The following is a 26,610-nucleotide window of genomic DNA, read 5'->3' as shown; positions in this document are numbered from 1 at the left end:
CCCGAAAAGGATTAATCTACCACTTAACCATTGTCAATTAGCTGAGGTAAGATTCCCTATCATTGATAATGATTTTCAACTTCATTATAATCAAGAATGAATCCGATACATTGATTGTACGGCGTCACGAGTCGGTTTAGCTTTAAGGAATAGAAGGGGTTGAATAGCTTTGAATAAAATAGAAGAACCATCGCAAGACCCAAATGAAATAGATGAAGTAAAAGAAAATATCGAAGTTTGGGAAGACCTTGTGAATATTAAGGAATTGGTTTTGGCATTGGTCATTTGTAGCGTGACTACGCTAGGCGGCTATTTCATCGCACCCAACGAACCGCCTAAACCTTTATTTTTCGGTTTAATTGGTGCGTTAGTCGGTTTTATAGGAAGCAGTATTTTGATCAAACCGAAGCGTAGATTCCGTGTAGTTAAGGATGAGGCCTGATTATGGATGTGATGTTAATCTTACAAATGATTGCGGCAGCCATGTTTGCGGCAGTCCTGTACACCATTATCGGGATTGCACCAGGTACAGACGAAACAGCCGTACTAGCACCTGTTACATTAGTGTTGGTATTGACTGGCATGGAACCAGTCGTTGTTTTAGCCTTCTTCATATCTGCAATTGTTGCCAAAAAGTTAACCGATTCCGTCCCCGTTGCAATTGCAGGAATTCCAGGAGGGGTGATGGCAGCCCCGATGGTCGAACATGCGATGATTTTAAAGAAACATGGTGTGCCTGATTTAAGTATTCGGAAAATGGCATCAGGTTCTGTGATTGGAACATTGGTTGCAGTACCAGTCAGTCTACTTCTGGCGAATGCTTTAATACCTTTTGCAGATGTCATCACCTCGTACGCTAACCAACTATTTTTTATCGGTGCTATTATTTTGGCATTGATGTGCAAAAATAGATGGCTCGCTCTCGCATCGATTGTGCCATTTGCAATCTTAATCCAAGGTTTACGTCATTTGTACTGGGGAGTTGGCGTGGTACCAGAAGGAACAAATGTATTTATCTCCTTTTTCCTAGGAATCACGATTGGGCCGGTGATTTTAACCCTTTTTGAACTGTTACATAAAGAAAAAAGGGAGAGCTTGGAACGCTTCGGTAAAAAGACTATTGTACTCAATAAAACAAAACGCAAAAAGGAAATTCCCAACCCTTTCAAAATATTAACGAAAAAAGAAGTGGGTACTAGTGCAGTCGCTTCATTAGTCGGTACATTCACATTCATCATGAGTCCAGTGGGCATGACAATCCTACTTGGTGAGCTGGTTTCTAGTCGTATTAAAGATCCCGTGAAAAAGGCATCCCGGGCGATCTCCAGTATGGATGCACTGACAAATGCTACGTATATTTCAGGAACGTTGATTCCACTGATCGCGCTTGGTATACCACTTTCACCTGTTGCGATTGGTCCAGCCAATGCGCTATTCAATGCACCGCCTGTATTTACATTGGATCACAATATGCATCATATCCTATCCACCGCAGATTTCGTATGGGCAACAATCATCGGGGCGGCAGTGGCACTGTCTATGACGTACTTTGTTGTTGTTAAGTATTCACAGGAAATTTGTACATTTGTATTTAAATGGGTGCCTCATGAAGCACTGTTAGGCCTATTTTTTGCACTCGTTTTATTACTCGCATTCATGGATGCGGGCTGGTTGAATATTGGCGGCGTTTTACTAATTGGGTTAGTAGCGGGAATCCTACATAGGTGGGGCGTCAATTACGGGGTTCAATTTATGGTTCTCTACTCAGCACCGTGGATTGTCAGTATTATAGCGGGTTGAACAGATTTTTTCACCTAAGAAAGAGAGGCACACGAATGATAAAGCTTCCTCAAAAAAAGGCTGTCGGTTCTGCGCACAGTAAATTGATTTTAGTCGGTGAGCATGCTGTCGTATATGGTAAACCAGCTATTGCACTTCCTTTTCCAACTATTAAAGCTCAATCCACTGTTGAGGAACTGCCGGCGATAAAGCGTACAGAGGATCTTCTTGTAGATTGCAGGTATTATGTCGGACCGCTCGAGGGTATTCCCACAAAATTGATGGGAATTGCTGCATGTATCAATGAAACTCTAAAGGTGTTAGGGCAACAACCAATAGGTATACGCATCCATATTCAATCAAGTATTCCGATAGGGCGCGGATTAGGTTCCAGTGCTGCAGTAGCCATTGCAATTGTGAGAAGTCTGTATAAGTACTTCAATCAGGATTTACAACAGGACAGGCTTATGCAGCTTGTGAGCATTGCTGAAACACATGCTCATGGCAATCCCAGTGGTATCGACATGGAGGCGGCATCAAGCGATATTCCGATTTGGTTTCAAAAAAACAAAGAAATAATTCCGTTACAAATGAAAGAATCACTGCACCTCGTTGTTGCAGATACGGGCCATGTAGGTGATACACGTACCGCCGTGGAAGGTATAAGAAAGATGTATCAAGTCAATCCGGCGCTTACACAACAATCACTCGACATACTGGAAAAGGTTACATATAGCGCCAAAGAGGCACTCGTTACCGGGAATGTAGAACAGTTGGGAAGCACTATGAATCAAGCGCAGCATGAACTGACAAAATTAGGTGTCAGTGATCATTCTATAAATCGGTTAGTTCAAACGGCGAGACATCACCAAGCACTTGGAGCTAAATTGACGGGTGGAGGCCTTGGCGGCTGTGTCATCGCGTTAGCAAAAAACGAACAACATGCCACTACGCTAGCCGATGCAATGCGCGATGCGGGAGCTTATGAAACCTGGCACTTTCAAACTGCTGGAAACTAAATGACTTCAAGAGTTAAGGAAGGGGTTATATGATGGAGGCAACAGCAAGGGCTTATACGAATATTGCGCTCATAAAATACTGGGGTAAACGTGACGAGCAGTTATTTTTGCCGATGAACAGCAGTCTCTCCATTACGCTAGATCAGTTTTATACAACGACATCCGTCCAGTTTTGTACCTGTCTTTCTGCCGATATATTTATATTGAATGGCCAATTGGCAAGCGAACAGGAAACGGTGAAAATCAGTCGTTTTATGAGCTTGCTAAGGGATTTATCGGGTAAGAAACTATATGCAGTGATTGATTCTACGAATAAGGTCCCAACCGCAGCAGGATTTGCGTCGTCAGCCTCAGGCTATGCCGCTTTAGCAGCTGCAGGAACGAAAGCACTCGGGATGGATAGTGATGACCAGACACTTTCGAAAATTGCTCGCCAAGGATCAGGTTCTGCATGTCGATCCATTTACGGCGGTTATGTAGAATGGCAGAAAGGTGATAAAGAAGATGGAACAGATTCTTATGCGCACCAAATTCTCGAAGCGCAAGACTGGAATCTAAGTATTCTATCTGTCCTTTTAGTTCCCGAACCGAAAGAAGTGTTAAGCAGGGAAGGCATGAAACGTACAGTGGAAACTTCCCCTTTTTATGCTGGATGGTTAGACACTGTAGAAGTGGATTTAAACACCGCTAAATCAGCACTGCAACAACGTGATTTTGAAATGTTGGGAAATGTCCTTGAAGGCAATGCGTTGAAAATGCATGCGACCACTTTAGGAGCGAATCCACCTTTTATGTATTGGACAAGCGCAACGCTTGATGTCATGCAGCAAGTCAAAGAATTACGGGCAACCGGCATCCAAGCTTACTTTACAATTGATGCAGGACCTAATGTGAAAGTTCTCTGCCAACCAAAAGATGAACAAATCGTTCAAGAAAAATTAAAGGACATACCAGCAGTACAAGATGTTTACTTATGTCACCCTGGCCCTGGTATCACTTATTTACCACAATCCAAGAAAAAAAACTGTTGCTGATCACACTAACGGGAAGGGAGTAAGCAATGATTGATGCGAATTACCATATACGTGTTCCAGGAAAGTTATTCATCGCAGGTGAATATGCAATTCTTGAGCCTAGAGGACAGTCCATTGTTGTTGCGGTGGATCGTTATATAGAAGCAACTATAAAGCCTTGTGAAGTAAATAGGTTGTCGCTTCCTCAGTTAGGACTGGATAGCATCATATGGACTGCTGATGGGCATACAATCCATTTCAGTGAATCCAGTCAAAAGTTGCGATATGTTCAATATGCAATCACTACGTTCAATCAATTTTTACAGGAAAGATTGGTTGGTTTACAACCGTTTTCATTAACAATAACAAGCGAGTTGGATGATGTTTCAGGTAAAAAATACGGATTAGGTTCCAGTGCAGCCGTCGTTGTAACAGTTATTACCGCTATGGCGAACTTATATGAGCACTATACCGGAAAGCCGACTGCACTATTGATCTATAAACTTTCAGCAATTGCCCATATACAAGCTCAAGGCAATGGATCATGTGCAGATATCGCTGCTTCTACGTATGGCGGTTGGCTACATTATACCGCTTTTCAATCGGATTGGCTTTTGGCAGAACTAAAGGATGGAACACCTCTACATTCACTTATGACCATGTCTTGGCCAAATCTTGAAATTATGACGATAACGCCGCCAGAAGAACTCAGACTCTGTGTCGGCTGGACCGGCTCTGATATATCAACCGGACCGATGATCAATCATATCCACCATTTACAGGAACACCAGCCACTGCTTTATAGCAAGTTCCTTGATCGTAGTGAAAAAGCCGTTTCAAGGATGGTTACAGGTTTTAAAAACAAGAACTATCTAGAAGCACTATCGAGCCTTTCACAAAATAGAGAAGCTTTAAAGAGCCTTGGTGAGGATGGGGATGTCCCTATCGAAACACCTACACTAAAAAGACTGATCCAGATTGCTGATAAATACGGCGGCGGTAAAACATCGGGTTCCGGGGGCGGAGACTGTGGAATTGCCTTTGTCAATGAAGAGCACAAAGCCGAACAAGTATATATCGAATGGCTGCTGGAAGGGATTATGCCTCTACGTCTTTCTGTTTCTGAAACAGGAGCGATAGCTGAAAAACTTAACTAGAAAAGGCGAGTGAACCTATATGACGGTCCCAATCAATAAAAGAAAATCAGAACATATCAAAATCGCTTTAAATGAACAAGTAACTGGCGAAAATATTTCAACGGGCTTTGATCAAATTAGATTTATCCATAATGCATTACCCGAAATTAATTTTGATGAAATTGATATGAGTACAAACTTTTTCGGACAGGGTCGTAAAACGCCATTTTTAATTAGCTCAATGACAGGCGGAGCTGAATTTGCTGAAACCATTAATCGGAATTTAGCGATTGCCGCTGAAGAAAAAGGTTGGGTATTAGCGCTTGGTTCTACACGTGCGCTTATTGAAAGCCAAGAATACCGGACCTCTTTTCAAGTTAGAAAGTACGCACCGACAACCCCTATCATTGCTAATCTAGGTGCAGTCCAATTGAACTATGGCTTCGGAACGGATGAATGCAAGCAAATCATTGATATAACAGAGGCGGATTCGTTGGTTCTTCATCTAAATAGTATCCAAGAAGTCATTCAACCGGAGGGAAACCTGAATTTCAAAAACTTGCTGATGAAAATAGAGCGGCTGTGTAGTGAGCTAGGTGTACCCATTGGCGTGAAAGAAGTAGGGTGGGGAATTGACGGAGTTACCGCGAAAAGATTATGTGACGTCGGGATCTCATTCATTGATGTGGCGGGGGCGGGCGGCACTTCGTGGAGCCAAGTTGAAAAGTTCCGTTCAAAAGACTCTGTAAAAAGCAAAGCGGCAGAAACGTTTAGTGAGTGGGGTATACCAACGTCGGAATGCATAAAGTCCGTCAGGGAATACATCGAAAACCAACCTGTCATTGCAAGTGGCGGCATGCACACAGGACTAGACGCAGCAAAGGCGATTGCATTAGGAGCAGACATGACCGGTTTTGGACGTTCTATCTTAAAAGAAGCCACACAATCTGTTGAAGATGTACTAGAGGTAATGGAAACGAAAGAACTTGAGCTACAAATGACGATGTTTGCAATCGGGGCGGCATCCATTAAAGAGTTGAAATCAACGAATCGATTGAAGATGGATATATATTGAACATCATGTAAGAGAAAAGGAGCATTTTAAAGTGCTCCTTTTGTTTTTGACGTAAAACTTGTTTACATAATACATAAAATAGTGATTATCGTAAACTAGGAGTCAAATAAAATATAAGAGTTAGCAGTTACTTTGTATCTTTCTTCGGCGGATTATAACTCTTCAAAATTAACTTTTTATCGATTTCAAAAGAACTAAATGAAGCTTCCGGGCAATACTGAAATAATATTCTAATATAGTGATATTCATTCGAATATCGATGAACAAACTTGCGTTCCACTTGTACACCTGCAGGGGGCTTGACTCTGTTAAATGGAAATTCTAATTGGTAGTCAGGTGTTTAAAAGATAGTTTAAACACATTCTAAAAAAATTTATATTCTTTATATTTTCCTTCAAACAATTTAGTTCGAACAACAGGATATTAATAGAATTTAAGATCAATATCCTTTAATTCACAAGGGGAACTAAGCGTTCACAAAAAAACTTTTTATTTATTTTGCAAGGGTTTTAGAACTCTTCTAACGGTTGGTATGACAAACTTTTAGACATAAACAAAACTATCTGTTAACTGAAAAATACGGGGATTTCTATTTGATGTTTAAAAATACCTATGGTAGTCTAGTAACTATCAAATTTCATTGTTTGATGAAAAAATAAAAGGGGGCATACTGTGAGAAAATTCAAGTATGGAATTTTGGCTGTGGGAATTTTACTTTTACTATCGGCTTGCGGAAAAGGGGAAGTGGAAGCTGAGGATGTTTTGGGGTCGCTGAAAGACGAAGGAGTCGTTAAAGTCGGTTTTGCAAATGAAAAACCGTATGCATATGAAGAAGATGGGGAATTGAAAGGCGCTGCGGTTGATATTGCCAAAAAGGTATTTAAAAATCTTGGCGTTGATGAAATTGATGGGCATTTATCTGATTTTCAACAACTGATCCCTGGATTGAAAGCGGGGAAATTTGACGTTATCACAGCGGGAATGGCAACTACACCCGATCGTTGCGAAAATGTCGATTTTGGTGAGCCTGAAATGAAATATGGTGAAGGGTTGATTGTTGGAGCTGGTAACCCTATGAACTTGAGAAGTTATAAGGATATCGCAGCAAATCCGGATATTAAAGTAGCCGTGATGAGTGGAGCAACCGAAAAAGCGTTCATGATAGCTGAAGGGGTGGACGAAAGCCAAATTACAATGGTGCCGGATATTCCTGCTTCATTCTCAGCAGTCGAATCGGGTAGAGCACATGCTACAACCGGTACAGAAATGACAATTAAAATGGCGCTTGAATCGTCAAATCAAGAAAAACTTGAATTCGTCAACGACTTTGAACAACCAGCTATTGAAGGTGTACCAAGTTATGGCGCGGCTGCTTTCCGTCAAGACGATGACGCATTGAGAGAGGCCTATAATGCAGAACTTAAAAAGTTAAAGGAAAGCGGCGAGATTGTTGCAATCATGGAGCCTTATGGTTTTACAAAGGAAATGAATAGTGTAGATCTAGAAATTACAGCTGAAAGTGTTTGTAACGGTGAAAATTACTAATCATTTTTTAGGTCACACCTTCTTTTCAGGTATGACCTTTTTCTTGTCACAAAAGCGAATAATGGAGATGTTTTATGAATTCCATAATGGATATTTCCCTCTTACTTTTGAAGGGAATCAAAATAACGTTAATCGTATTAGCTGTTTCAATCGTCATTTCAACATTGATTGCATTTGTTGCGGGGTTGTCAAGAGTATCCAGCAATGTCTTACTAAACAAGTTTACTGGCGTATATGTTGAGATATTCAGAGGAACTTCGCTCATCATACAACTTTTCTGGTTTTCTTATGCGTTGCCAGGGTTATTTAATATCCATCTTGGTAGTGATATTTGGACAGCTGTCATCGCAATTTCATTGAACTACGGAGCATATATGTCCGAAATTGTCCGTAGTTCAATCCTATCGGTCTCACATGGCCAGACAGAGGCATCAGTTGCTTTGAACTTGACGAAATTCCAACGCATGCGGCATATAATTATTCCACAAGCAATCCGGATGATGCTCCCTGAGTATGGAAATTATTTAATACAAATCTTGAAGGCAACATCACTTGTTTCTTTGATAGGGCTAACAGATCTGTTGTATTACGGAAATATTTATCGCAGTACGCATTTGTCTGAAGCACCTACAGTCTATATGCTGATCCTTGTCTTCTATTTCGTACTTGCGTTGCCACTCATCGCTTTCACAAGGAAGATGGAAGTCTTTTCTAAGAAAGGGGTGGCCCAAGAATGACATGGGATTGGGGCGTATTTTTTGAAGTCATTCCACTTATTTTCAAAGGTCTTTGGATTACGATTGGTTTAACAATCGCTTGCTATCTTTTCGCAATGATTTTTGGGTTCTTTTGGGTGTTTGTTGCTCGTATACCTTCAAAAACAATTAGTTGGATTTTCCGATGGATTGCAGAATTTATTCGCTCGACACCACCATTAGTCCAATTGTTTTTCATCTTTTACGCATGGCCGATGGTGCCTGTTGTAGGTGTAACATTGAATCCGTTTGTGGCGGCGATTCTAGGGCTAGGGTTGCACTTTAGTACCTATCTGTCAGAAGTCTATCGTTCTGGCATAGAGTCTGTTGATAAAGGGCAATGGGAGGCTTCGACAGCATTAAATCTGTCAACAAAACAGAAATGGCTAAAAATCATTTTGCCACAAGCTATTCCACCTACCATTCCAATGCTTGGAAATTACTTAATCATTATGTTTAAGGAGGTTCCACTCGCCTCCACTATTGGAGTTGTTGCAATGCTGCACATGGCGAATGATTATGGTGCACAACACTGGAAGTACGTTGAACCGTTGACGGTTGTTGCACTATTCTTCTTGCTGCTTAGCTATCCATCTGCATTACTCATCAGCAAATTAGAGAAAAAGTATAATCGGCGTTTTGATAAAAAAACAATTTCGACACTGTGACTATTTAAGGAGAATTCGATTATGGGAAAACCTATCGTTAACTATTCAAAAATACACAAATCATTTGGTGATGTCGACGTATTAAAGGGCATCAATCTTGACATCAAACCTGGTGAAAAGGTCGCATTGATTGGTCCTAGTGGATCAGGTAAAACGACCATTATCCGTATGCTTATGACATTAGAACAACCGACATCAGGAACAATTTTAGTGAACGGGGAAAACTTATGGCAGATGGAGAAAAAAGGACAATTAGTGCCTTCCGATGATAAACATTTACATGCAATTCGAGGAGATATCGGTATGGTGTTCCAACACTTTAACCTATTCCCGCATATGACGATTGTAGAAAACTGCATGCTAGCTCCTGCACTTGCGAAGAAGAACGACAAAAAGGAAGTTAAAATTCAAGCGGTTGAAATGCTTGAAAAAGTAGGACTTGGCGATAAAATCAATCTCTACCCAGCGCAGTTATCGGGAGGGCAAAAACAAAGGGTGGCGATGGCTCGTGCTCTTATGATGAAGCCAAAAGTAATGCTATTTGATGAAGTAACCTCCGCGCTTGATCCGGAACTTGTTGGAGAGGTTCTGGAAGTGATCCGTGACCTAGCAAAAGAAGGTGAAATGGCAATGATTTTAGTCACACATGAAATGGACTTCGCACTTGATATTGCCGACCGGATTTTATTTCTAAATGAAGGTGTCATCGAGGAAGAAGGACCGCCCTCAGAACTGTTGGTAAACCCTAAAAGTGAACGACTACAAGATTTCCTAGCACGTTTTAACAAACGTTAATCGTTTCCTTTGATTGATGGCACTTGGTCTCTTTCATAGTAGGTTAAAGTAAACGGCCTGGATTAATGAAAGCGGTTTAATAGTTCCTTGCAGTGCTACTTTTTTAGCACTGCAAGGAACTATTTTTAATTAATGATAAATTTATTTTGCTATAATTCAAGGACTGGTCGAATGAGTTTTAGTTAAAAGGGGGGGGCCTTTGTTATAATAGACTGCATAACAATAATAATCCATTAAAAAACTATGTGAAATTGGCATGAAGAGAGTGGAGTTGAGGGAATGATTGAAGTACGGCAGCTACAGCTAGATAAAACAAAAAGATCAATCGTTATTTCGGATATACATGCAAATCTGATGCTTTTAAAAAAGCTATTGAGTAAATTAAAGTATACAGAAGATGATTATCTATTTATCAATGGGGATCTTTGCGAAAAAGGACCCAAAAGTTTAGAAGTGGTCAATTATGTACGGTATCTTTCTAAGAAATCAATTAATGTCTATGTAACAAAAGGGAATTGTGATGTTCTTTATCGACCAGTTTTTAACGGGATTGAGGGAATCATTCCATACATGAACAGACAGAAGAACTCCATATTAAATGAAATGCTATCGATGCACGGTAAATCACTTGAAGACTTCTCCGATTTGCAAGCATTAGCCGAGTTTTATCGCCACTATTTTCATGAAGAACTGGAATGGCTTGAATCACTACCAGTCGCTTATGAAACAGATAATTTCATTATCATTCATGCAGGGATTGAAAATATCGGAAATTGGCACCGAACGGAAGAAGCATTTGCATTATCCGCACCTGCATTTTACGAAAATGAACACCAAGCAAACAAAACCGTTATTGTAGGTCACTGGCCAGCCGTTAATTATCGATCAAACAAGGTCAGTTCAAATAATCCACTAATTGACTTAGACAAAAAAGTTATCTCGTTAGACGGTGGAAATCAAATTAAAATAGATGGACAATTGAATGCCCTAATTTTTGAAAATAATACATATTCATTTACATATGTTGATGATCTACTAATAGAAACCACGATTCAAAAAGACTATATGGATTCATCTAACAGAATCGGAACCGTGACATATCCGAACTACGACATGAAAATAATAAAGCAGGAAGAATACTTTACACTTTGTGAAAATAGTAAACTTGGTTTACAGCAATGGATCAAAAATGAATATCTGATTGTCGAGGATGGACAGACGCGTTCTAAAAATGACCTTAGTACAACTTTCTTATCCGTAACACAGGCCGAAAAAGTTAGGGTTGTTGATGGTGACTGTGCGGGCTATACGCTTGTAAAAAGGAATAATGGCGAAGTGGGATGGATACCCAAAGACTGTTTGGATAGTTAAAAAGGAAATTTGAGTAGATGAAAAGGATGAATGTTACCTATGTATTTCACTTCATGTGCATAAAAAGGAGGGTTGTCTTAAAAAGGGAACAAATGTTCATCACTCGGAAAAAGGGCATTTTTGAATATACTATAGATAGAATAAGGGTTTATTCGAAAAAGAGATCTATTTAAATACGGAAATTAAGACGGACGAAACACACGTTTGTATAATTAATCATCTGATAGGGAATAAATTAGAAAAAGTTTTGAAACAAGAGGTTATTTTATACAGTAAAGATTCAAGGTCTAAAAATCATATTCAATATAAGACAACTTATGAGTGATTAGCTCTTGTAAAAAAATTTGTTAAACGGAACAAGCTAATTATCAAAGATATCGTTGAGTACAGTGTGCAGCTGATTGACGCCGAATAAAAATAATCAATACAAAGAAAGCATCCAGCGGTGAAGCATTTAATCTCATAGCAAACAAAAGGGGTAGTTATCAAACGACCCCTTTTCCTTTAAAAATATTTAGGTTTACATAATATAAAATATGAGAAGCTACGTTTCATTCGATAAGTATACTTGAAACAGTGAGATAAAACAGAAAAAGCCGCAAAAAGTCAAATACTTTCTGCGGCAGCTTTTATAGGTTGTTCCAAGCTAATATTTCTTTGTTTCATTTGAAAGAAAAACAATGCTGTCAAACTTAGGCTTATCATTCCGAATATAATCATCATCGATTGCAACCCGATAATATCCAAAAATGCACCCGCTGTTAATAATACAACCTGGAACATGATTCGTTCCAACATATTTCTGAATGAGAAAAATCGTCCGTGATACTCTTTTGGCATTTGTTTCTGAAAAATCACCATTGCTGTTGGGAAAAAACATCCTAAAGTGAATCCCAAAAGCGCAAACGCGGCCAATGTGATAACTGTATTTTGTGCAAAGTACAGCATAAATTCTGCAACCGCCAACATAGATGCAAAGAAAAATAAAATGGTAGTTGTTTTCCACTTCTTCGAAATAACTTTTACTACCAATGCGCCAATCATGAATGCAATGCCTTCAAATGAATAAATAAGTCCTTTTATAGATGCTGAGTCTTGAATTTCACTAATATTAATAACAAGTAAATTGAAAGATCCCAGGAATAAAAGCGGAACCATCGTCATAATAAGCGTCATACCCACGGCAGGATATTCCTTCAACACAGGGAAAACTTCCATGAATCCACCTTTACTGCCAACACTTTTCACCTTGGCCTCCCTACCCTGTTCTTCATCAATACGAATCATCATGGTAAAAATAAGAAGTCCTCCATAAGCGAGCATTGAAATCCAATACAAGGATGCAAGTGACCAGTATACGAGCATGATACCAGCAAGCGCCGTACCAGCGACCCGTGCAATCGTCGCGACATTCATATGCAAGCCATTCATCGTCAACAGATCGTCATCCTTTACAACGAGTGGTATGGTCGACTGCAAGGCTGGAAAATAAAATGTTGCGGAAACTTGAATAGTGACCATAAAGACAATCATCCACCAAATAGAACCTGTCGCAATCGCAATCAACATGAAAACGACGCTAATCATCCGCCCCGCTCCTGAATATAATAAAATCGTTTTCTTTTTGGATTGATCAATGACCCTTCCAGCTAAAGGCCCCGCAACAATTCCGGCAAGAAGTCCAACCGATAAAATTAGCGCCTTCACAAAATCAGATGGAATCTTTTCCTGTAAAAACTCAAGGTTTCCGATGATTCCTGTCCATAATCCCAAACCTGCAATCATTTCCCCGGATAGAATTATCCAGACGTTCCGATTTCTCCACATGACCCTGTCCCCGTTCTTTATTTCGATTTTCGAATTAGTATACGATAGACAATAAAAAAAGTCACGGGGCTTTATACCCGTGACTCACTTATTTTCTTACTCTAGTTCGGCTTTTGGGTCCTTATAGATATACGTTACGTTACCGTCTTTTTTATCATCAGCAATTGCGCTGCCATTCGAATAACGATCGACCATTCGTAGAGAACCGGCAACGATTGGAAGTTTACTCCCCTTGTCTGTAGCTAAAACGACGATTTCATCATTTTTCACTAGCATCGCTCCGATAATCCGGTGTGCATTTGACTTCAATTCTTTTAATACAACGACACCACGTTGCGCGCGCGAGGCAGGTTCTAACTCTTTTAACCCCATACGTTTAACCGCGCCGCGTTGTGTAGCGATTAATATTGAAGTCCCTGCATCATTCTGTACAATTTCCATTGCGACCAGGTAATCGTCATCTTTTAAGTTAATTCCTTTAACACCCGCTGTACGAATACCTGTTACAGACAAGTCAGTCAACGGGAAACGCAATGCATACGCTTGATGTGTGAATAGCAAAATATCATGTTGCCCTTTAACGAGACGAGCGTCAACCATTCGATCCCCTTTTTTAATCCCCATCGCTTTAAATGTTCGTGAATACCGTTGGACCTTAAAATCCGCTAATTTCGATTGTTTGACTAAACCGTTTGCAGAAACAGTCAGGATGAAAGCCTCTTCATCAAAACTTTCCAAACCAATTGCAGCAATGATGGATTCATTTTGTTCTAACGGAACAATGCTAGAGATATGCTGACCAAGGTCTTTCCATCTGATTTCCGGTAACTCATGGATAGGTTGATAGATATAGTTTCCAGCTGAAGTAAACAATAACAGATGATGCTGTGTATTCATCTGTGTTTCCAACAAACTATAATCAGATTCCTTCATTTCTTGTCCCGCACCATTCGATGCACTATGCGAGCGTATGCTTGTCCGTTTTACATAGCCATCTTTTGTAACGGATACGATAACTTCTTCACTTGGTACAAGAATATCCAAATCAACTTTGATTTCTTCGATTTTCTCCATGATTACAGATCTACGCGGTTCTGCAAACTGCTTTCGGATGTTGATAAGTTCCGATTTTATAACCGACGAAAGTTTTTTGTCGCTTTTTAAAATCGCATCTAGCTTTTCTATTAATTTACGGAGTTCAGCGTCTTCTTGTTGAAGCTCTGTAATATCCGTGTTCGTCAGTCTATAGAGTTGAAGCGAAACGATTGCTTCTGCCTGTACTTCCGAGAAGTCGAATGCCGTAATCAGGTTATTTTTAGCGTCGCGCTTATCCTTAGAGCCGCGGATTGTTTTAATCACTTCGTCTAAAATTGACAAGGCTTTCATAAGACCCTCGACGATATGAAGACGATCTTTCGCTTTTGTAATATCATATTGTGATCTTCGTGTCACAACTTCTTTTTGATGACTGATATAGGCATCCAGAAGCATTGGCAAGGACATTAAAGTCGGTCTACGGCCAGATATAGCAATCATATTAAAGTTGTATGTGACCTGTAAATCCGTGTTTTTCAAAAGGAATTGTAAAATTGCATTGCCATCAATATCTTTTTTTAGTTCGATAACAATACGTAGCCCTGTCCGATCTGATTCATCTCGAACATCTGCTATGCCATCCAGTTTTCGGTCAAGGCGAAGCTCGTCCATTTTTTTAACCATATTTGCTTTGTTTACATCATAAGGGATTTCTGTTACAACAATTTGTGATTTACCGCCTTTTAACGGTCCAATTTCCGTTTTTGCACGGATAATGAATCGTCCTTTACCTGTTTTATAGGCGGTCTTAATGCCATCAGTTCCTTGGATAATTGCCCCTGTAGGAAAGTCAGGCCCTTTTATGACTGTCATTAATTCATCCACGGTTACGTCCGGATTATCCATGCGCATGAGGACGGCATCGAGTACTTCATGAAGTGCATGCGGTGGGATATCCGTCGCATATCCTGCTGAAATACCCGTAGAGCCGTTGACAAGTAAATTCGGGAAACGCGAAGGAAGTACAGTCGGTTCCGGTTCCGTATCATCAAAGTTTGGAACAAAGTCGACTGTGTTTTTTCCGATATCGCGCATCATTTCGCCAGCAATCGCTGAAAGCCGAGCTTCCGTATATCGCATCGCAGCAGCTGAGTCCCCGTCCACTGAACCGTTATTCCCGTGCATTTCAACCATCATATGACGAAGTTTCCAATCCTGGCTCATACGTACCATCGCTTCGTAAACAGATGTATCTCCATGTGGATGATAGTTACCAATAACATTTCCGACTGTCTTTGCAGATTTCCGGAATGCTTTTTCGTGTGTATTGCCTTCATGGAACATTGCGTACATAATACGACGCTGAACGGGTTTCAAACCGTCCCGGGCATCTGGTAGTGCTCGGTCCTGAATGATGTATTTACTATAACGGCCAAACCGATCGCCGATTACTTCTTCCAAGGGAAGGTCTTGGAAACGTTCTGATGATGTCATTCAAAATCCTCCTCAACGCGCAAAAATTCATTGTCTAAAATATTATGGTCTTCCAACATGCCAAAATCGACGTTATCCTCAATCCAACGTCTTCTCGGTTCCACTTTGTCACCCATAAGCGTTGTAATGCGACGCTCTGACTTAGCACCATCTTCAATTGTTACACGAATAAGCGTTCTCGTTTCGGGGTTCATCGTTGTTTCCCAAAGCTGGTCTGCGTTCATTTCACCAAGACCTTTATAGCGTTGCAACAGGTACCCTTTACCTACCTTATTGGCAGCTTCTTCAAGATCGGTTTCTGTCCATGCATAGGCCATCTTTTCATTTTTCCCTGCTCCTTTGAATACTTTGTAAAGTGGTGGCAGTGCAATATACACTTTTCCAGCTTCGATAAGCGGTTTCATATAGCGGTAGAAAAACGTTAAAAGTAGTACTTGAATATGTGCGCCGTCCGTATCAGCATCTGTCATGATGATTATTTTATCATACGCGATATCCGCAACCTGGAAATCTGAGCCTACGCCGCCCCCGATTGCATGAATAATCATATTGATTTCTTCATTTTTCATAATGTCTTCCAACTTCGCTTTTTCCGTATTTAACACTTTACCTCGTAGCGGAAGTATCGCTTGAAATACACGGTCACGGCCTTGTTTTGCAGAACCTCCAGCGGAGTCGCCTTCGACAAGGTATAGTTCATTTTTTGCAGCATTACGTGATTGAGCAGGTGTTAACTTTCCTGAAAGCAACGTATCCGCCCTTTTCCGTTTTTTCCCGGACCTTGCATCTTCCCGTGCTTTTCGTGCAGCTTCCCGGGCCTGTTGAGCGCGGATCGCCTTACGGATGAGTGACGCACTTAAATCGGCATTTTCTTCAAGAAAATAAAGCAATTTCTGTGACACGATTGAATCTGTAATACCGCGCGCTTCGCTTGTTCCCAATTTGCCTTTTGTCTGTCCCTCGAATTGTAAAATCTCTTCGGGGATACGTACAGAGACGATTGCCGAAATCCCTTCGCGAATATCCGCGCCTTCAAGGTTTTTATCTTTTTCTTTCAATAAATTCGTTTTCCTGGCATATTCATTAAATACACGTGTCATTGCCGTTTTTGCACCTGTTTCATGCGTACCGCCATCTTTCGTCCGTACGTTGTTGACGAACGAAAGAATTGTCTCTGAATAGCCGTCACTGAATTGAAAAGAAAACTCGACTTCTATTCCAGCCGACTCCCCTTCCAAATAAGCAACTTCATGCAAAACGTCTTTTTCTTCATTCAAATAAGAAATGAACGCCACAATACCTGTATCGTAATGAAACACGTCATGCTTATCTGTTCCTTCTTCTTTCAGCTCGATTTTCAAGCCTTTTAACAGGAATGCAGATTCACGAAGTCGTTCGCTTAATGTATCGTAGTGGTATTTTAACGTAGAAAAGATGGACGGATCCGGTTTGAAGTGGATAAGCGTCCCTTTTTCACGGGTTGTTCCAATTTGCTCTAGCGTAGTGGTGGGCTTTCCACCCTGTTCAAAACGTTGTAGAAACTTTTTACCGTCGCGGAAAATTGTAACCTCTAACCACTCCGATAATGCGTTGACAACAGATGCACCTACACCGTGAAGCCCTCCACTTGTCTTGTAACCGCCCTGGCCAAACTTCCCGCCAGCATGCAGCACAGTAAGAATGACTTCTGCTGTAGGCTTTCCCGATTGATGCATCCCTGTAGGCATGCCTCGTCCATAATCCCGGACACTTACACTGCCATCTTCGTGAAGTGTAACATCCACTTCGGACCCGAAACCAGCTAGTGCTTCATCTACTGAGTTATCAACGATTTCATAGACAAGGTGGTGAAGACCGCGAGAATCAGTTGAACCAATATACATACCTGGTCTCTTTCGAACTGCTTCAAGACCCTCAAGTATTTGAATTGAAGTATCATCATACGTATATGCTTCTTTATTTTTCGTCAAATTGCAACCCCCATCAAACGAATGTTCTCTTATATATAATCGTAACGCTTCCGTTAAAGGTTGTCAAATCAACGTTTTTGGAAGCTTGCTCAATTAATTGTATAGAAGAACGCGTTTGATTGCAACGAGGAGAAGTAATTGTTGCTCTGCAAGGACGTAGTAGTTCTTCGTCAGGGATGGTACTTCTGAGATAACTATTTCACGCTGCTATCGCCCAATTCGATTGATGAAGACCATTGTCGCGGCTATACTGTTCTGCTAAAATGAAGATAGAAATGGATAACTTAAAAAGGGGTAGACAATGGAACTTATCTTACTTTTACTCATCGCTTATTTACTTGGCTCGATTCCATCCGCATTATGGATAGGTAAATTATTTTATAAAACGGATATCCGCGAACACGGCAGTGGGAACTTGGGTGGAACAAATACATTTCGGGTTCTTGGTAAGAAAGCAGGTCTGGCCGTAACTCTTTTAGATATTTTAAAAGGGACAGCTGCTGTTCTGCTGCTTCTATTACCGTTTTTTGAAACAGTTGGCGTCCATCCGCTCATTCCGGGCGCACTGGCAGTTATCGGACATATGTATCCCGTTTTCGCACGTTTTAAAGGGGGGAAAGCTGTCGCGACATCCGGCGGCGTTTTACTTGGCTATAACTGGCCCGCTTTTGTTCTCTTGCTAATCGCATTCATCATCATCTTAAAATTATCAAAAATGGTTTCATTGTCTTCGATGCTCGTATCGATTGTCGGCCTGCTGTATAGTATCTTTTACTACTTTCAGACGGGCGATTATTATATGATTATCATGATCGGTTTGTTCGGTGCATTTATATTCTACAGACACCGTGCCAATATCGGTCGTATCAAGGCAGGAACAGAGCCTAAAGTGACATGGTTGTAATATACTCAGAACAACAATCCTAAAGGCGGGTGTAATCGATGAAAATTATCGTATCAGATGAGGCACAATCCTGGTTCCAAGAAGAGATGGATGCAAAGACGGGTGACTGTATAAAGTTCTTTGCAAGATATGGAGGGTCAAGTGCTCTCCATGAAGGTTTCTCGCTAGGTGTTATGAAAGAACAACCTGACGAGACCGCTGTCAAAGTCGTCCATAACGGCGTTATATATTATATTGAACAACGCGATGAGTGGTACTTCTTAGATCATGATTTGCATATTACGGTTAACCCCGAGCTGGACGAACTTGTTTACACATACGAAAAAGCGTGAAGGTTTAAAGCTTCACGCTTTTTTCATGTGGATGGAATCGTTCAAGCTGTTTCGACAATCCTTCCCTTTCCATAATCTCCCGTTCATGTTTACCAAACAGATCAAAATGCGGAAAGTCTCCCCGCTTATCAATCCATTCCTGCTTTAAGCCATATTGTCTTCCCCACTCGACCAACTTTTTGATATCTGCGCAACCTACCTTTGTCACTGTAGTGCAGCCCGGAAATCGTTCATCAATCCAGTAATGTGTTAGAAATCCGATTTTATTATTACCAACGGCCGCCTTCCAAGCGTTCAGTTCTTCTCGCTTGATACCGAAAGCCATCAGTCCATCACACGCTGGATTTCCATATACTTTGCGTCCCATGCCGGGTCTATTTTCCGAAGGGATACAGGACGGAAGTTTTCTTTTTTTACGACTACATGCTCTGAAGTGGCCGTTGCAGCAATTTTTCCATCCTCATGTACAATTTCGTAGCCGTATGTAGTACGAATCTTGCCGTGCTTTTCAACCCATGTGCGGACGGTTGCTTTCTGTCCGTATTTCATCGCCGCCTTATATTGGATGGATAAGTCGGTCACAGGTGACAAATAGCCCTCTGCCTCCAAGCCAGCATACGTGAAGCCAAGGTCTTCAATAAGCCTTGTCCTTCCAATTTCCATCCACACCAAATAGTTCGCGTGATAAACAACACCCATTTGGTCTGTTTCCGCATATCTGATTTCAATCTCTTTTTCGCTTATATACACGTCCTTCACCTCCCGTCCATTATACAGAAAGCAGGTTCGTATTGCCTGGATTTTGTCTAGACAGACGATGATGATTCCTCGTAAACAAAATAGACCTTTGCAATTTCTCGCGCAGGTCTCCAATATGTGATGGGCTAGCTAGATTCATCTTTACGATTAGCTAAACGTCTCCGTTGATCATCAAGAATATCCTTTAATGATTGGTTGAATGCTATTTTAGGCTTCCAACCCAACCCAACTAAAGGCGTTGGCAAAACGGGCTCAAGTATTTCCTTATTATCTGTTTCAGTTATGATGTCAAATTCCACCGTTGTCATTGATCTGTAAAGTCTGGTTATCTCTTTTAGATAACGGGGAATCCCTGTTGAAACCGTATAGATATGACCTTTTTCCCCCGTTTGCAAAAGAATTTCATAAGCATGGACTGCATCTCTAACGTCCAAGAAGTCCCTTTGGGCGTTTAAATTATGGGTCATTAGAATTTTTTCACAGTCGCCTATTTCCATTCGAGCAACTCTATTTGCAAACACAGTACATACGCCGGTTGATAAACCAGGACCAATTAAATTAGTTGGTTTTGCGATCAAGACGTTCATACCAAATAGAGCTTCATAGGATTGTGCCATTAACATCTGTAAGGTCTTACTGAAACTGTAAGGGTGCGGTAAAGTGGATAGATTATTGGGGTTGAATTGTAGCGCAGAGCCAACGACGACAATTCGGCAAGCATTTTGTTCGTTACGAACCGCATCCAGTAGGTACGCAGTTGACATGATATTCGATTCATAGGAAGATAGAGGATCTTCCCAGGAATTTTGAACATGGTTCTGTCCCGCCAAGTGGAGAAGAAAATCGGGGCGTGTTTTCGCAATTAGTACATTCACTTGGGTTTTGTCGGTAACATCGCATCGTTCAATTTGTATACGGTCTGATGAAACAGTGTCCAATTCATTTCTTACAACAGCAATTACGTTATATCCCTTTGCCGAAAAATAGGTGCAAGCATGCCTGCCTGTAAATCCGTTCGCACCTGTAATCATCAGCTTTTTCCGATTCACGCCTACGTTATCCATCAGCAACAGCAACAATCATTTCTTTCTTCACTTGACAAGCGTACTTCCTCATCCACTTTCTCCTTTCATTATTGCATTCCCCAATCCACATCCAATTGGACTTGATTGTATAGATAGGTTTCTGTCAAACCTTCAAGAATTGAGACCTTCGGTGACCACTTCAGCATACTTTTCGCCTTTTTATTACATAGACAACTATGTTTAATATCCCCTGGTCGATCCGCCGCCGAGATTGTATCAACTGAAAATCCGTGTATGTCACTTAAATGGTTCAGTATTTCATTGATAGATGTCCTTTTTGCCGTACTGATTTGAATCGTTTGTTGGTGCCCATGCTCCATCGCGGCACGAATCGCGTTAACCACATCCGTCACATAGATGAAATCTCTCGTCTGTTCCCCATCACCATGTACGCGTAATGAGCCATTCATTTTTATCCGTTCCAAAAATACGGAGACCACGCCGCCCTCCCCTTTAGGCAATTGCCTAGGTCCATACACATTCGCAAAACGAAGTACCGTAAAAGGGAGTCTATATAACTCGTGAAATAACTGGATGTATTGTTCCGCGGTCAGCTTAGACAATCCATAGTAAGAAGCGGGATTCACCTGTGCATCTTCAGTGATCAACTCCTTATTCAGGTTCCCGTAGACAGCAGAAGTTGAAGCAAAAATAACTTTCTTTACGCCTGCTTCACGGCTAGCCTCAAGAACATTAATTGTTCCTTTTATGTTTACTTCAGCATCATACTTAGGATCATGAACAGATTTTCCTACATCGGCCTGTGCCGCCAAGTGAACTACAAAATCCGGTTTAAAGCGGACAATTAGTTGTTTTGCTTCTTTACTACAGATGTCTACTAGTTGAATAATAGCTTTCGCATTCACATTTTCAATTTTTCCTGAAACTAGATTATCCAACACATGCACCTCTGCATCATTTGCAATAAGGGCATCCACGAGGTGGGATCCTATGAACCCTGCCCCGCCTGTTACAACTACCTTCATTCTTCTCTCCACCTTTTATTCGAAAGATTTATTGATTCACGTCCGTTTACGCGCTAACAACCGGGCTTAACTGAACTTCATACCCTTTTGGTAATGAAGAAATGATTTCTTTCCAAACAACTTCATCAACAATTACTTCCACGGAGTGTCCTGAAACTGGAAAAATAGAGTGATACGTTTGACCACTCATCGGTGCAAAAAGCGCTATTGTTTCGGGATTTGGAAGGATATATTCTTTTGGAATAGTATTCAGGATTGCTTCCCATATTGAATTATCTACAAAAAGCGCTTCCAGACGAACCGCATTGCTAAATAACGCATCATAATGCGCCCCAGCCATCGGTTTAAAATTCACTGTTGCTGCCGAATTGGGAAGCACATAAGTAGCAGGTAATCGATTCATGATCACGTCCCATACATCCCTTTCAACAAATAGATGTGGTGTTTCCATTTCCAATGTAAATAGCGAATCATACTGGCTTCCACTCATAGGCTGCAGTACTTCTTCAATCGTTGAATCAGGTATTTTATATGTTTGCGGGATTGACTTCATGATTTTCTCCATCATTATATGATCGACAAATAGGTTTGGAATGGACTCGGGTTCGGAGAATAGTACGTCATACGCATCCGCATTCATTCGAATAAATAAGCTAATTGAAACGGGATTTGGTATTTCATAAGTAGAAGGTATTTTATCTACGATTTGATCCCATATATTTTTTGGAACAAATATGGCTGGGGATAAAGGTGAAGAGGTATAGAAGTTACTAGTTACATACAATCCAGAGCTTTCATCCAGAACAGGGAGTGTAGGTGTTTTGCGAACTACTATTTTGCAAATCCGTTGCCATAAGAGTCTCCCTTTTAGTAAGCAAAGCAGATAGATATTAGTGATGAATTGAATGACTAGATTCATCCTCATCGCCTTGCTCTCGTCTAGCGATTGCTTCTTTATAAACGTCTACTAATCTCCGTACACCTACGTCAAGTGACCAATGTGACATGCCCCACTTTTTGGCATTTGAACTTATATTCTTCCGTAATCTGTCATTCCCAAGCAGCAACTCCAAGTTTGCGCACAAACTTTCCGGGTCAGATGGGGGCGTTAAGAGCCCTGTAACTTTTTGTTCTACCATCTCTGGTAGACCACCCACATCACTGACGATAACTGCCTTTCCGGCTAACTGTGCTTCAATTAGCGACAACGGTTGGTTTTCAATAAGACTTGGAAGCACAAAGATATCCGCTTTCGACATAATACTTGGAACGTCATCACGTTGACCAAAGAAAAATAAGTCGTCTTGTATACCTAATACCTTACTTTGCATCTTCAATTCCTCTTGAAGGTCCCCTGAACCGACAAGCCAGCATACCCAATCGTTACGTATTTTTTTTAATTCACCGAGCGCTGTTACAAGGTGATGAACCCCTTTCAGCTCGGTTATCCTCCCGGAGTAAATAATGACTTTTTTATTTTCGGGGCGAATGATTGCATTCTTTTCCCTCATTTTTTTGATGAATTCTTTTGTATCAAAACCATAATGAATAACGCTGATTTGCTCTGACGGCACCTCAAATTCATTTGTCAATATCTTTTTTAACCACTCATTTGCAACAATGGTCGTATCCGCGGCTGTTGCCCCACTCCACTCCAACTGGTCGTAATAAGCTCTTGCCATATAGGCATTCGCTGATTTGTGAATCGTTTTTAACTGATGTCTTATCTCATGGGCAACTGAACCATGCAGGGTTGCGACCAATGGCGTAGAACGTGGTCTGACCCTATCGATGCATGCTGTGGAAATGACATCTTGGGTATGGATTAGATCATATTTTTCCAGGCCTAAATAAGCCGTTCCCAATTCATATGCATAACGTTGGAACTCTGTATATTCCACAAGCTTGTTGGCATATAAAGCGGGATAGTTTTCGGGGTTCATTTTTGCGCGTAACAATGGCAATAATTTCTCAGTTTCAATTTTTCTCCCCTCATTCACAATGTGGATGATGGTATTATCCTCACCATAGCCTAGCAAATCGACTTCGTGTCCCAGTTTTTCAAGTTTCTTTTTAAGTTGCTCCATATAATTCCACACGCCGCCCAAATGTGGTATTGTCCAAAATGTCGCAAGCAGTATTCTCATCTATTCATCTCTCCCTATACAAGTGTCTTACTGTATCTATATTGTTAAATTTTGCCGAGGAATAGGCGTACATGTACAAGTATGGATGCAATGACGTTTTAGAACTTTATCATTTGTAAAATAATTGGAGCACCGCGCAAAGGCGCATCAACGGTATTTAAAATGAGTTTCCCTTGCTGTATTTCGTAATGGGTACGTAATTGCAAAACGCCATTAATGAATAAATTCGTATAGGATACTTCTGACGGATCCACAATTTTTTGTTCGCCATACCCCGCCACGCCATCTTTTTCAGTAAATATCTTTTTTCTCCCATCAGATTCTGTGTAATATTCTTGAATGGTTACCGCTCTTGGAGGTACTATGCGGATTTCACTTGTCGGTGGTGTAGGTGCCAGTAATAGCGGAGATGATAGCAAATTCGTCCTCAAGGCAAATGATTTTCGGTTACTAGCTACTTTAATCCCCCCTATTCTTTACTATACGTAGCGGTTCCAATTAGTGTTATACGTGTTTTAACTTTCTTGACTGTGTTCTTGTTATAACTCTTTGGTTTGATGTTACATATATTGTTAAGTACGTTGAAAGGAGGAACGAAATTGACACTTAGAATCATTAAACTTGCGATTTCTTCAAACCAGAGAATCACAACATCCCCCACTGTTACACGTCTATTTCATGTAGTTACAGAAAAGATTCATTCATTAACTACACACAAAATTAATACATCGGAGTTTATGGATGATTCGGGAAATCCTGCAGAGTTGCTACCTGAACTCCGTATGAACAATAATTACTTTAATGTATTTATTAACGGCTCATTACAAATGGATGAGCTATTTGCCTATACGGCAGGAGAAGAAGGGGTTGGATCTTTAATCATCTCAGTACCTGAAAACTCGGAAATACCTAAAGGGAGCCCAATTATTTTAGAAATCGTAAACTTTTATCCACGTATTAAAACAAATATAGGCACTTAATTTTCATTTGCTCTTTATGAGATTTCCAGGAAACGCACTTTTATGTTTCCTGGAGTCTTTTTTTATGGAGTGAATGCCACTATTTACGAAAAAGGGAATTTTGCCCTATCATTCTTATCTTTCCAGCATGTATTAACTATATAAGCTCGTCTTCGAAAGAACGAAAACGGCTTGTCTGACAGTTTTTTAGTCGGTTTTTTTTTATGAGCACAAAAAACAGGGGGTGATAAAAAGTGAAAAAACATGAAATTCACGGGGATTACGATGCGATATTCAGCTTAGGTGATCTTTGCCTAACTTCCATTCAGTTAAAGAAACACGGGTTACGTCCCTATTCTGGGGTGTTGGATTGGGTTGCCTCAAAAGAACTAAAGACAGTGAACCGTCTATTAAAAAATCGATTTGCCGGTTTTATGGACTTCGAGAATTTACGGGTCATTGGATACGCTGGCGAAGATTTTATATGTGTATCGGATGATGGTCACAATATCGTATCCAACCATGACTTTGAGGTAGGTAAAAACACGCTACACTATTTAGGTTCCTATTCAGAGGTAAAAGAGAAATACGCGAGACGCATAGGACGTTTTTTAGAAAGAATGGAAAATGCAAAAAACATATTATTCGTAAGGACAGAAGGTTCTTTTGAAGATATTTTGGAATTGCAAACTGTGCTATCTAATCTAGTGCAACATGACTATCGTATTCTTCTGATTAACCATGAGCCTGTCAGTGGGATTGTAAAGAAGAATTGGCCACTGGAAAAAGTGTATGCCGTTGATTTACCTAACAAGGATATTTGGGAAGGCAATCATCATTTATGGGATGAACTACTAGAGGGTGTTCGCTTGGTGGATTAACGACTAACTGTTGAAAGGAGGGAAATATAAAAATGTTTACGAATACCGTTATATTGGTAACAGGAGGAACAGGTTCATGGGGCATCGAGCTAGTTCGTCAATTGCTTACGCATAATCCCAAAAAGATTATTATTCTATCTAGGAATGAAAATAGCCAAGTGCAGATGAGAAGGGATATAAAGGATAAACGATTGTCTTTTTTTATTGGGGATATTCGGGACAAGGAGGCATTGGGAAAAGCGTTTTTAGGTGTAGATTTTGTCTTCCACTTGGCGGCACTTAAGCATGTTCCTGTATGCGAGGAAAATCCGCTTGAAGCACTGAAAACAAACGTTATCGGTACACAAAATGTAATTGAAGCTTCTATTGAAAATCATGTTAAAAAGGTAATATATGTATCGACGGATAAGGCGGCAAATCCTGTGAATTCATACGGAATGACGAAAGCGCTTGGGGAAAGACTAATCATACATGCCAACGAGAGCAGTACCGTGACAAAGTTTCTATGTGTAAGAGGGGGCAATGTCCTTGGAAGTAGTGGCAGTGTCCTACCTTTGTTTAAAAAACAAATTATCGAACAAAAACAAGTACAAATTACAGATAAGCGCATGACACGTTACTTTATCACTCCACAAAAAGCGATTAAAACCTTACTAAAAGCAACCATTTTAGGAAAAGGTGGCGAGATTTTTGTCATGCATATGGATGCATGTAACATTCTTGATTTGGCCCAAGTTTTAATTGATCATTATGGGAAAGGAGAAATAAAGATAGTTGAGATCGGCGTAAGACGTGGCGAAAAAATTCATGAAGTACTAATTGGTAGTCTTGAGAAGGATTCAGCTGTTGTTTATGATGAAGACTTAATCGTTATTTTCCCTGATTCAACTAATCAGGAAAAGTCTCAATTACCTGTTGGATTAACGACAATCAAAAGCGGCTTGGAACGGCCTTTAATGACGAAAGACGAAATCAGGGAATTGCTTGTAGAAGGCGGATTACTATAATGAAGTCCTACGTGTGATATGAAGGGAATGACAACTCGACAATCAATGAAGATAGACACTGTACGATA

The 26,610-nt window shown here is 40.5% G+C and carries 26 protein-coding genes; 16 read left to right on the top strand and 10 right to left on the bottom strand.

From position 1 onward, the window contains the following. Window positions 1-169 precede the first annotated feature (169 nt). The 11 genes from FILTAD_RS09645 (at window position 170) to FILTAD_RS09595 (ending at window position 11,156) form a co-directional block, all read left to right on the top strand. Window positions 170-442 (top strand): hypothetical protein, encoded by a 273-nt coding sequence (locus tag FILTAD_RS09645; protein WP_238988215.1) that lies wholly within the window; start codon window positions 170-172, stop codon window positions 440-442. Between the two features lie 2 nt (window positions 443-444). Then, a complete protein-coding gene (locus tag FILTAD_RS09640) occupies window positions 445-1,800 on the top strand; it encodes a tripartite tricarboxylate transporter permease (RefSeq protein WP_124070517.1) in 1,356 nt (451 codons plus the stop codon). A 35-nt stretch (window positions 1,801-1,835) separates the two neighbouring features. Further along, window positions 1,836-2,798 carry a mevalonate kinase gene (gene mvk, locus FILTAD_RS09635; protein ID WP_124070515.1) on the top strand — a complete coding sequence of 321 codons (963 nt, stop codon included), beginning with the start codon at window positions 1,836-1,838 and terminating at the stop codon, window positions 2,796-2,798. A 32-nt stretch (window positions 2,799-2,830) separates the two neighbouring features. Beyond that, entirely contained in the window at window positions 2,831-3,832 is a 1,002-nt protein-coding gene (gene mvaD / locus FILTAD_RS09630) for a diphosphomevalonate decarboxylase (RefSeq protein WP_124071161.1), read from the top strand. Between the two features lie 26 nt (window positions 3,833-3,858). Further along, window positions 3,859-4,968, top strand: a complete 1,110-nt coding sequence (locus tag FILTAD_RS09625; protein ID WP_124070513.1) for a phosphomevalonate kinase — start codon at window positions 3,859-3,861, stop codon at window positions 4,966-4,968. A gap of 19 nt (window positions 4,969-4,987) precedes the next feature. Continuing rightward, window positions 4,988-6,022 carry a type 2 isopentenyl-diphosphate Delta-isomerase gene (fni, locus tag FILTAD_RS09620; protein WP_124070511.1) on the top strand — a complete coding sequence of 345 codons (1,035 nt, stop codon included), beginning with the start codon at window positions 4,988-4,990 and terminating at the stop codon, window positions 6,020-6,022. 672 nt (window positions 6,023-6,694) lie between these two features. After that, window positions 6,695-7,567: an ectoine/hydroxyectoine ABC transporter substrate-binding protein EhuB gene (gene ehuB / locus FILTAD_RS09615; protein WP_124070509.1), complete on the top strand. Its 873-nt coding sequence runs from the start codon at window positions 6,695-6,697 to the stop codon at window positions 7,565-7,567. A gap of 74 nt (window positions 7,568-7,641) precedes the next feature. Then, window positions 7,642-8,304, top strand: coding sequence for an amino acid ABC transporter permease (locus FILTAD_RS09610; RefSeq protein ID WP_124070507.1), 663 nt, complete (start codon window positions 7,642-7,644; stop codon window positions 8,302-8,304). Beyond that, complete coding sequence (gene ehuD / locus FILTAD_RS09605; protein WP_124070506.1) at window positions 8,301-8,990, top strand: ectoine/hydroxyectoine ABC transporter permease subunit EhuD; 690 nt, start codon at window positions 8,301-8,303, stop codon at window positions 8,988-8,990. The genes FILTAD_RS09610 and ehuD overlap by 4 nt, the downstream gene beginning before the upstream one ends. 21 nt (window positions 8,991-9,011) lie before the next feature. Continuing rightward, a complete protein-coding gene (ehuA, locus tag FILTAD_RS09600; protein WP_124070504.1) occupies window positions 9,012-9,785 on the top strand; it encodes an ectoine/hydroxyectoine ABC transporter ATP-binding protein EhuA in 774 nt (257 codons plus the stop codon). Between the two features lie 279 nt (window positions 9,786-10,064). Then, window positions 10,065-11,156 carry a metallophosphoesterase gene (locus tag FILTAD_RS09595; RefSeq protein ID WP_124070502.1) on the top strand — a complete coding sequence of 364 codons (1,092 nt, stop codon included), beginning with the start codon at window positions 10,065-10,067 and terminating at the stop codon, window positions 11,154-11,156. Between the two features lie 606 nt (window positions 11,157-11,762). Here the strand turns inward: FILTAD_RS09595 and FILTAD_RS09590 are convergent. The 3 genes from FILTAD_RS09590 to parE all read right to left on the bottom strand — a co-directional run bounded on the left by FILTAD_RS09590 (window position 11,763) and on the right by parE (window position 17,482). Next, on the bottom strand, window positions 11,763-12,983 hold the full coding sequence (locus FILTAD_RS09590; RefSeq protein WP_124070500.1) for an MFS transporter: 1,221 nt from the start codon (window positions 12,981-12,983) through the stop codon (window positions 11,763-11,765). 96 nt (window positions 12,984-13,079) lie between these two features. After that, complete coding sequence (gene parC / locus FILTAD_RS09585; protein WP_124070497.1) at window positions 13,080-15,512, bottom strand: DNA topoisomerase IV subunit A; 2,433 nt, start codon at window positions 15,510-15,512, stop codon at window positions 13,080-13,082. Then, entirely contained in the window at window positions 15,509-17,482 is a 1,974-nt protein-coding gene (parE, locus tag FILTAD_RS09580; protein WP_124070496.1) for a DNA topoisomerase IV subunit B, read from the bottom strand. The genes parC and parE overlap by 4 nt, the downstream gene beginning before the upstream one ends. Window positions 17,483-17,783: 301 nt before the next feature. Between parE and plsY the strand changes: the two genes are divergently transcribed. Beyond that, a complete protein-coding gene (plsY, locus tag FILTAD_RS09575; RefSeq protein WP_124070494.1) occupies window positions 17,784-18,386 on the top strand; it encodes a glycerol-3-phosphate 1-O-acyltransferase PlsY in 603 nt (200 codons plus the stop codon). Window positions 18,387-18,424: 38 nt separating this feature from the next. Then, complete coding sequence (locus tag FILTAD_RS09570) at window positions 18,425-18,718, top strand: HesB/YadR/YfhF family protein (protein ID WP_124070492.1); 294 nt, start codon at window positions 18,425-18,427, stop codon at window positions 18,716-18,718. A 4-nt stretch (window positions 18,719-18,722) separates the two neighbouring features. Here the strand turns inward: FILTAD_RS09570 and FILTAD_RS09565 are convergent, their stop codons facing one another. The 7 genes from FILTAD_RS09565 to FILTAD_RS09535 all read right to left on the bottom strand — a co-directional run bounded on the left by FILTAD_RS09565 (window position 18,723) and on the right by FILTAD_RS09535 (window position 24,114). Beyond that, on the bottom strand, window positions 18,723-19,043 hold the full coding sequence (locus FILTAD_RS09565; RefSeq protein WP_124070490.1) for a hypothetical protein: 321 nt from the start codon (window positions 19,041-19,043) through the stop codon (window positions 18,723-18,725). Beyond that, a complete protein-coding gene (locus FILTAD_RS09560; protein WP_124070488.1) occupies window positions 19,043-19,468 on the bottom strand; it encodes an acyl-CoA thioesterase in 426 nt (141 codons plus the stop codon). The genes FILTAD_RS09565 and FILTAD_RS09560 overlap by 1 nt, the downstream gene beginning before the upstream one ends. A gap of 134 nt (window positions 19,469-19,602) precedes the next feature. Further along, window positions 19,603-20,556 carry an NAD-dependent epimerase/dehydratase family protein gene (locus FILTAD_RS09555; RefSeq protein ID WP_238988214.1) on the bottom strand — a complete coding sequence of 318 codons (954 nt, stop codon included), beginning with the start codon at window positions 20,554-20,556 and terminating at the stop codon, window positions 19,603-19,605. A 53-nt stretch (window positions 20,557-20,609) separates the two neighbouring features. After that, complete coding sequence (locus FILTAD_RS09550) at window positions 20,610-21,548, bottom strand: NAD-dependent epimerase/dehydratase family protein (protein ID WP_124070485.1); 939 nt, start codon at window positions 21,546-21,548, stop codon at window positions 20,610-20,612. A gap of 46 nt (window positions 21,549-21,594) precedes the next feature. Next, a complete protein-coding gene (locus tag FILTAD_RS09545; protein ID WP_148085399.1) occupies window positions 21,595-22,473 on the bottom strand; it encodes a hypothetical protein in 879 nt (292 codons plus the stop codon). Next, a complete protein-coding gene (locus FILTAD_RS09540) occupies window positions 22,439-23,695 on the bottom strand; it encodes a glycosyltransferase family 4 protein (protein ID WP_124070481.1) in 1,257 nt (418 codons plus the stop codon). Before FILTAD_RS09540 ends, FILTAD_RS09545 begins: the two co-directional genes overlap by 35 nt. A 98-nt stretch (window positions 23,696-23,793) precedes the next feature. Then, window positions 23,794-24,114 (bottom strand): DUF4183 domain-containing protein, encoded by a 321-nt coding sequence (locus FILTAD_RS09535; RefSeq protein WP_238988213.1) that lies wholly within the window; start codon window positions 24,112-24,114, stop codon window positions 23,794-23,796. Between the two features lie 180 nt (window positions 24,115-24,294). On the opposite strand from FILTAD_RS09535, the gene FILTAD_RS09530 reads away from it, so the two are divergent. From FILTAD_RS09530 to FILTAD_RS09520, 3 genes are all read left to right on the top strand, one after another. Then, window positions 24,295-24,675, top strand: a complete 381-nt coding sequence (locus FILTAD_RS09530; RefSeq protein ID WP_124070479.1) for a DUF4183 domain-containing protein — start codon at window positions 24,295-24,297, stop codon at window positions 24,673-24,675. A gap of 233 nt (window positions 24,676-24,908) precedes the next feature. After that, window positions 24,909-25,535, top strand: coding sequence for a DUF1796 family putative cysteine peptidase (locus FILTAD_RS09525; RefSeq protein ID WP_124070477.1), 627 nt, complete (start codon window positions 24,909-24,911; stop codon window positions 25,533-25,535). Window positions 25,536-25,567: 32 nt separating this feature from the next. Then, window positions 25,568-26,542 carry a polysaccharide biosynthesis protein gene (locus FILTAD_RS09520; protein ID WP_124070475.1) on the top strand — a complete coding sequence of 325 codons (975 nt, stop codon included), beginning with the start codon at window positions 25,568-25,570 and terminating at the stop codon, window positions 26,540-26,542. Window positions 26,543-26,610 lie beyond the last annotated feature (68 nt).

The sequence above is a fragment of the Filibacter tadaridae genome (assembly GCF_900609045.1).
Lineage (GTDB): Bacteria > Bacillota > Bacilli > Bacillales_A > Planococcaceae > Sporosarcina > Sporosarcina tadaridae.
The sequence above is the reverse complement of the archived record's forward strand: the minus strand, read 5'-3'. Positions and strand labels throughout refer to the sequence as shown.

Coding starts and splice junctions, on each gene's coding strand:
- FILTAD_RS09640 (WP_124070517.1), top strand. CDS start 445: ATGGATGTGATGTTAATCTTACAAATGATTGCGGCAGCCATGTTTGCG.
- mvk (WP_124070515.1), top strand. CDS start 1,836: ATGATAAAGCTTCCTCAAAAAAAGGCTGTCGGTTCTGCGCACAGTAAA.
- mvaD (WP_124071161.1), top strand. CDS start 2,831: ATGGAGGCAACAGCAAGGGCTTATACGAATATTGCGCTCATAAAATAC.
- FILTAD_RS09625 (WP_124070513.1), top strand. CDS start 3,859: ATGATTGATGCGAATTACCATATACGTGTTCCAGGAAAGTTATTCATC.
- fni (WP_124070511.1), top strand. CDS start 4,988: ATGACGGTCCCAATCAATAAAAGAAAATCAGAACATATCAAAATCGCT.
- FILTAD_RS09610 (WP_124070507.1), top strand. CDS start 7,642: ATGAATTCCATAATGGATATTTCCCTCTTACTTTTGAAGGGAATCAAA.
- ehuD (WP_124070506.1), top strand. CDS start 8,301: ATGACATGGGATTGGGGCGTATTTTTTGAAGTCATTCCACTTATTTTC.
- ehuA (WP_124070504.1), top strand. CDS start 9,012: ATGGGAAAACCTATCGTTAACTATTCAAAAATACACAAATCATTTGGT.
- FILTAD_RS09595 (WP_124070502.1), top strand. CDS start 10,065: ATGATTGAAGTACGGCAGCTACAGCTAGATAAAACAAAAAGATCAATC.
- FILTAD_RS09590 (WP_124070500.1), bottom strand. CDS start 12,983: ATGTGGAGAAATCGGAACGTCTGGATAATTCTATCCGGGGAAATGATT.
- parC (WP_124070497.1), bottom strand. CDS start 15,512: ATGACATCATCAGAACGTTTCCAAGACCTTCCCTTGGAAGAAGTAATC.
- plsY (WP_124070494.1), top strand. CDS start 17,784: ATGGAACTTATCTTACTTTTACTCATCGCTTATTTACTTGGCTCGATT.
- FILTAD_RS09570 (WP_124070492.1), top strand. CDS start 18,425: ATGAAAATTATCGTATCAGATGAGGCACAATCCTGGTTCCAAGAAGAG.
- FILTAD_RS09565 (WP_124070490.1), bottom strand. CDS start 19,043: ATGGCTTTCGGTATCAAGCGAGAAGAACTGAACGCTTGGAAGGCGGCC.
- FILTAD_RS09550 (WP_124070485.1), bottom strand. CDS start 21,548: ATGAAGGTAGTTGTAACAGGCGGGGCAGGGTTCATAGGATCCCACCTC.
- FILTAD_RS09545 (WP_148085399.1), bottom strand. CDS start 22,473: ATGAGGATGAATCTAGTCATTCAATTCATCACTAATATCTATCTGCTT.
- FILTAD_RS09540 (WP_124070481.1), bottom strand. CDS start 23,695: ATGAGAATACTGCTTGCGACATTTTGGACAATACCACATTTGGGCGGC.
- FILTAD_RS09520 (WP_124070475.1), top strand. CDS start 25,568: ATGTTTACGAATACCGTTATATTGGTAACAGGAGGAACAGGTTCATGG.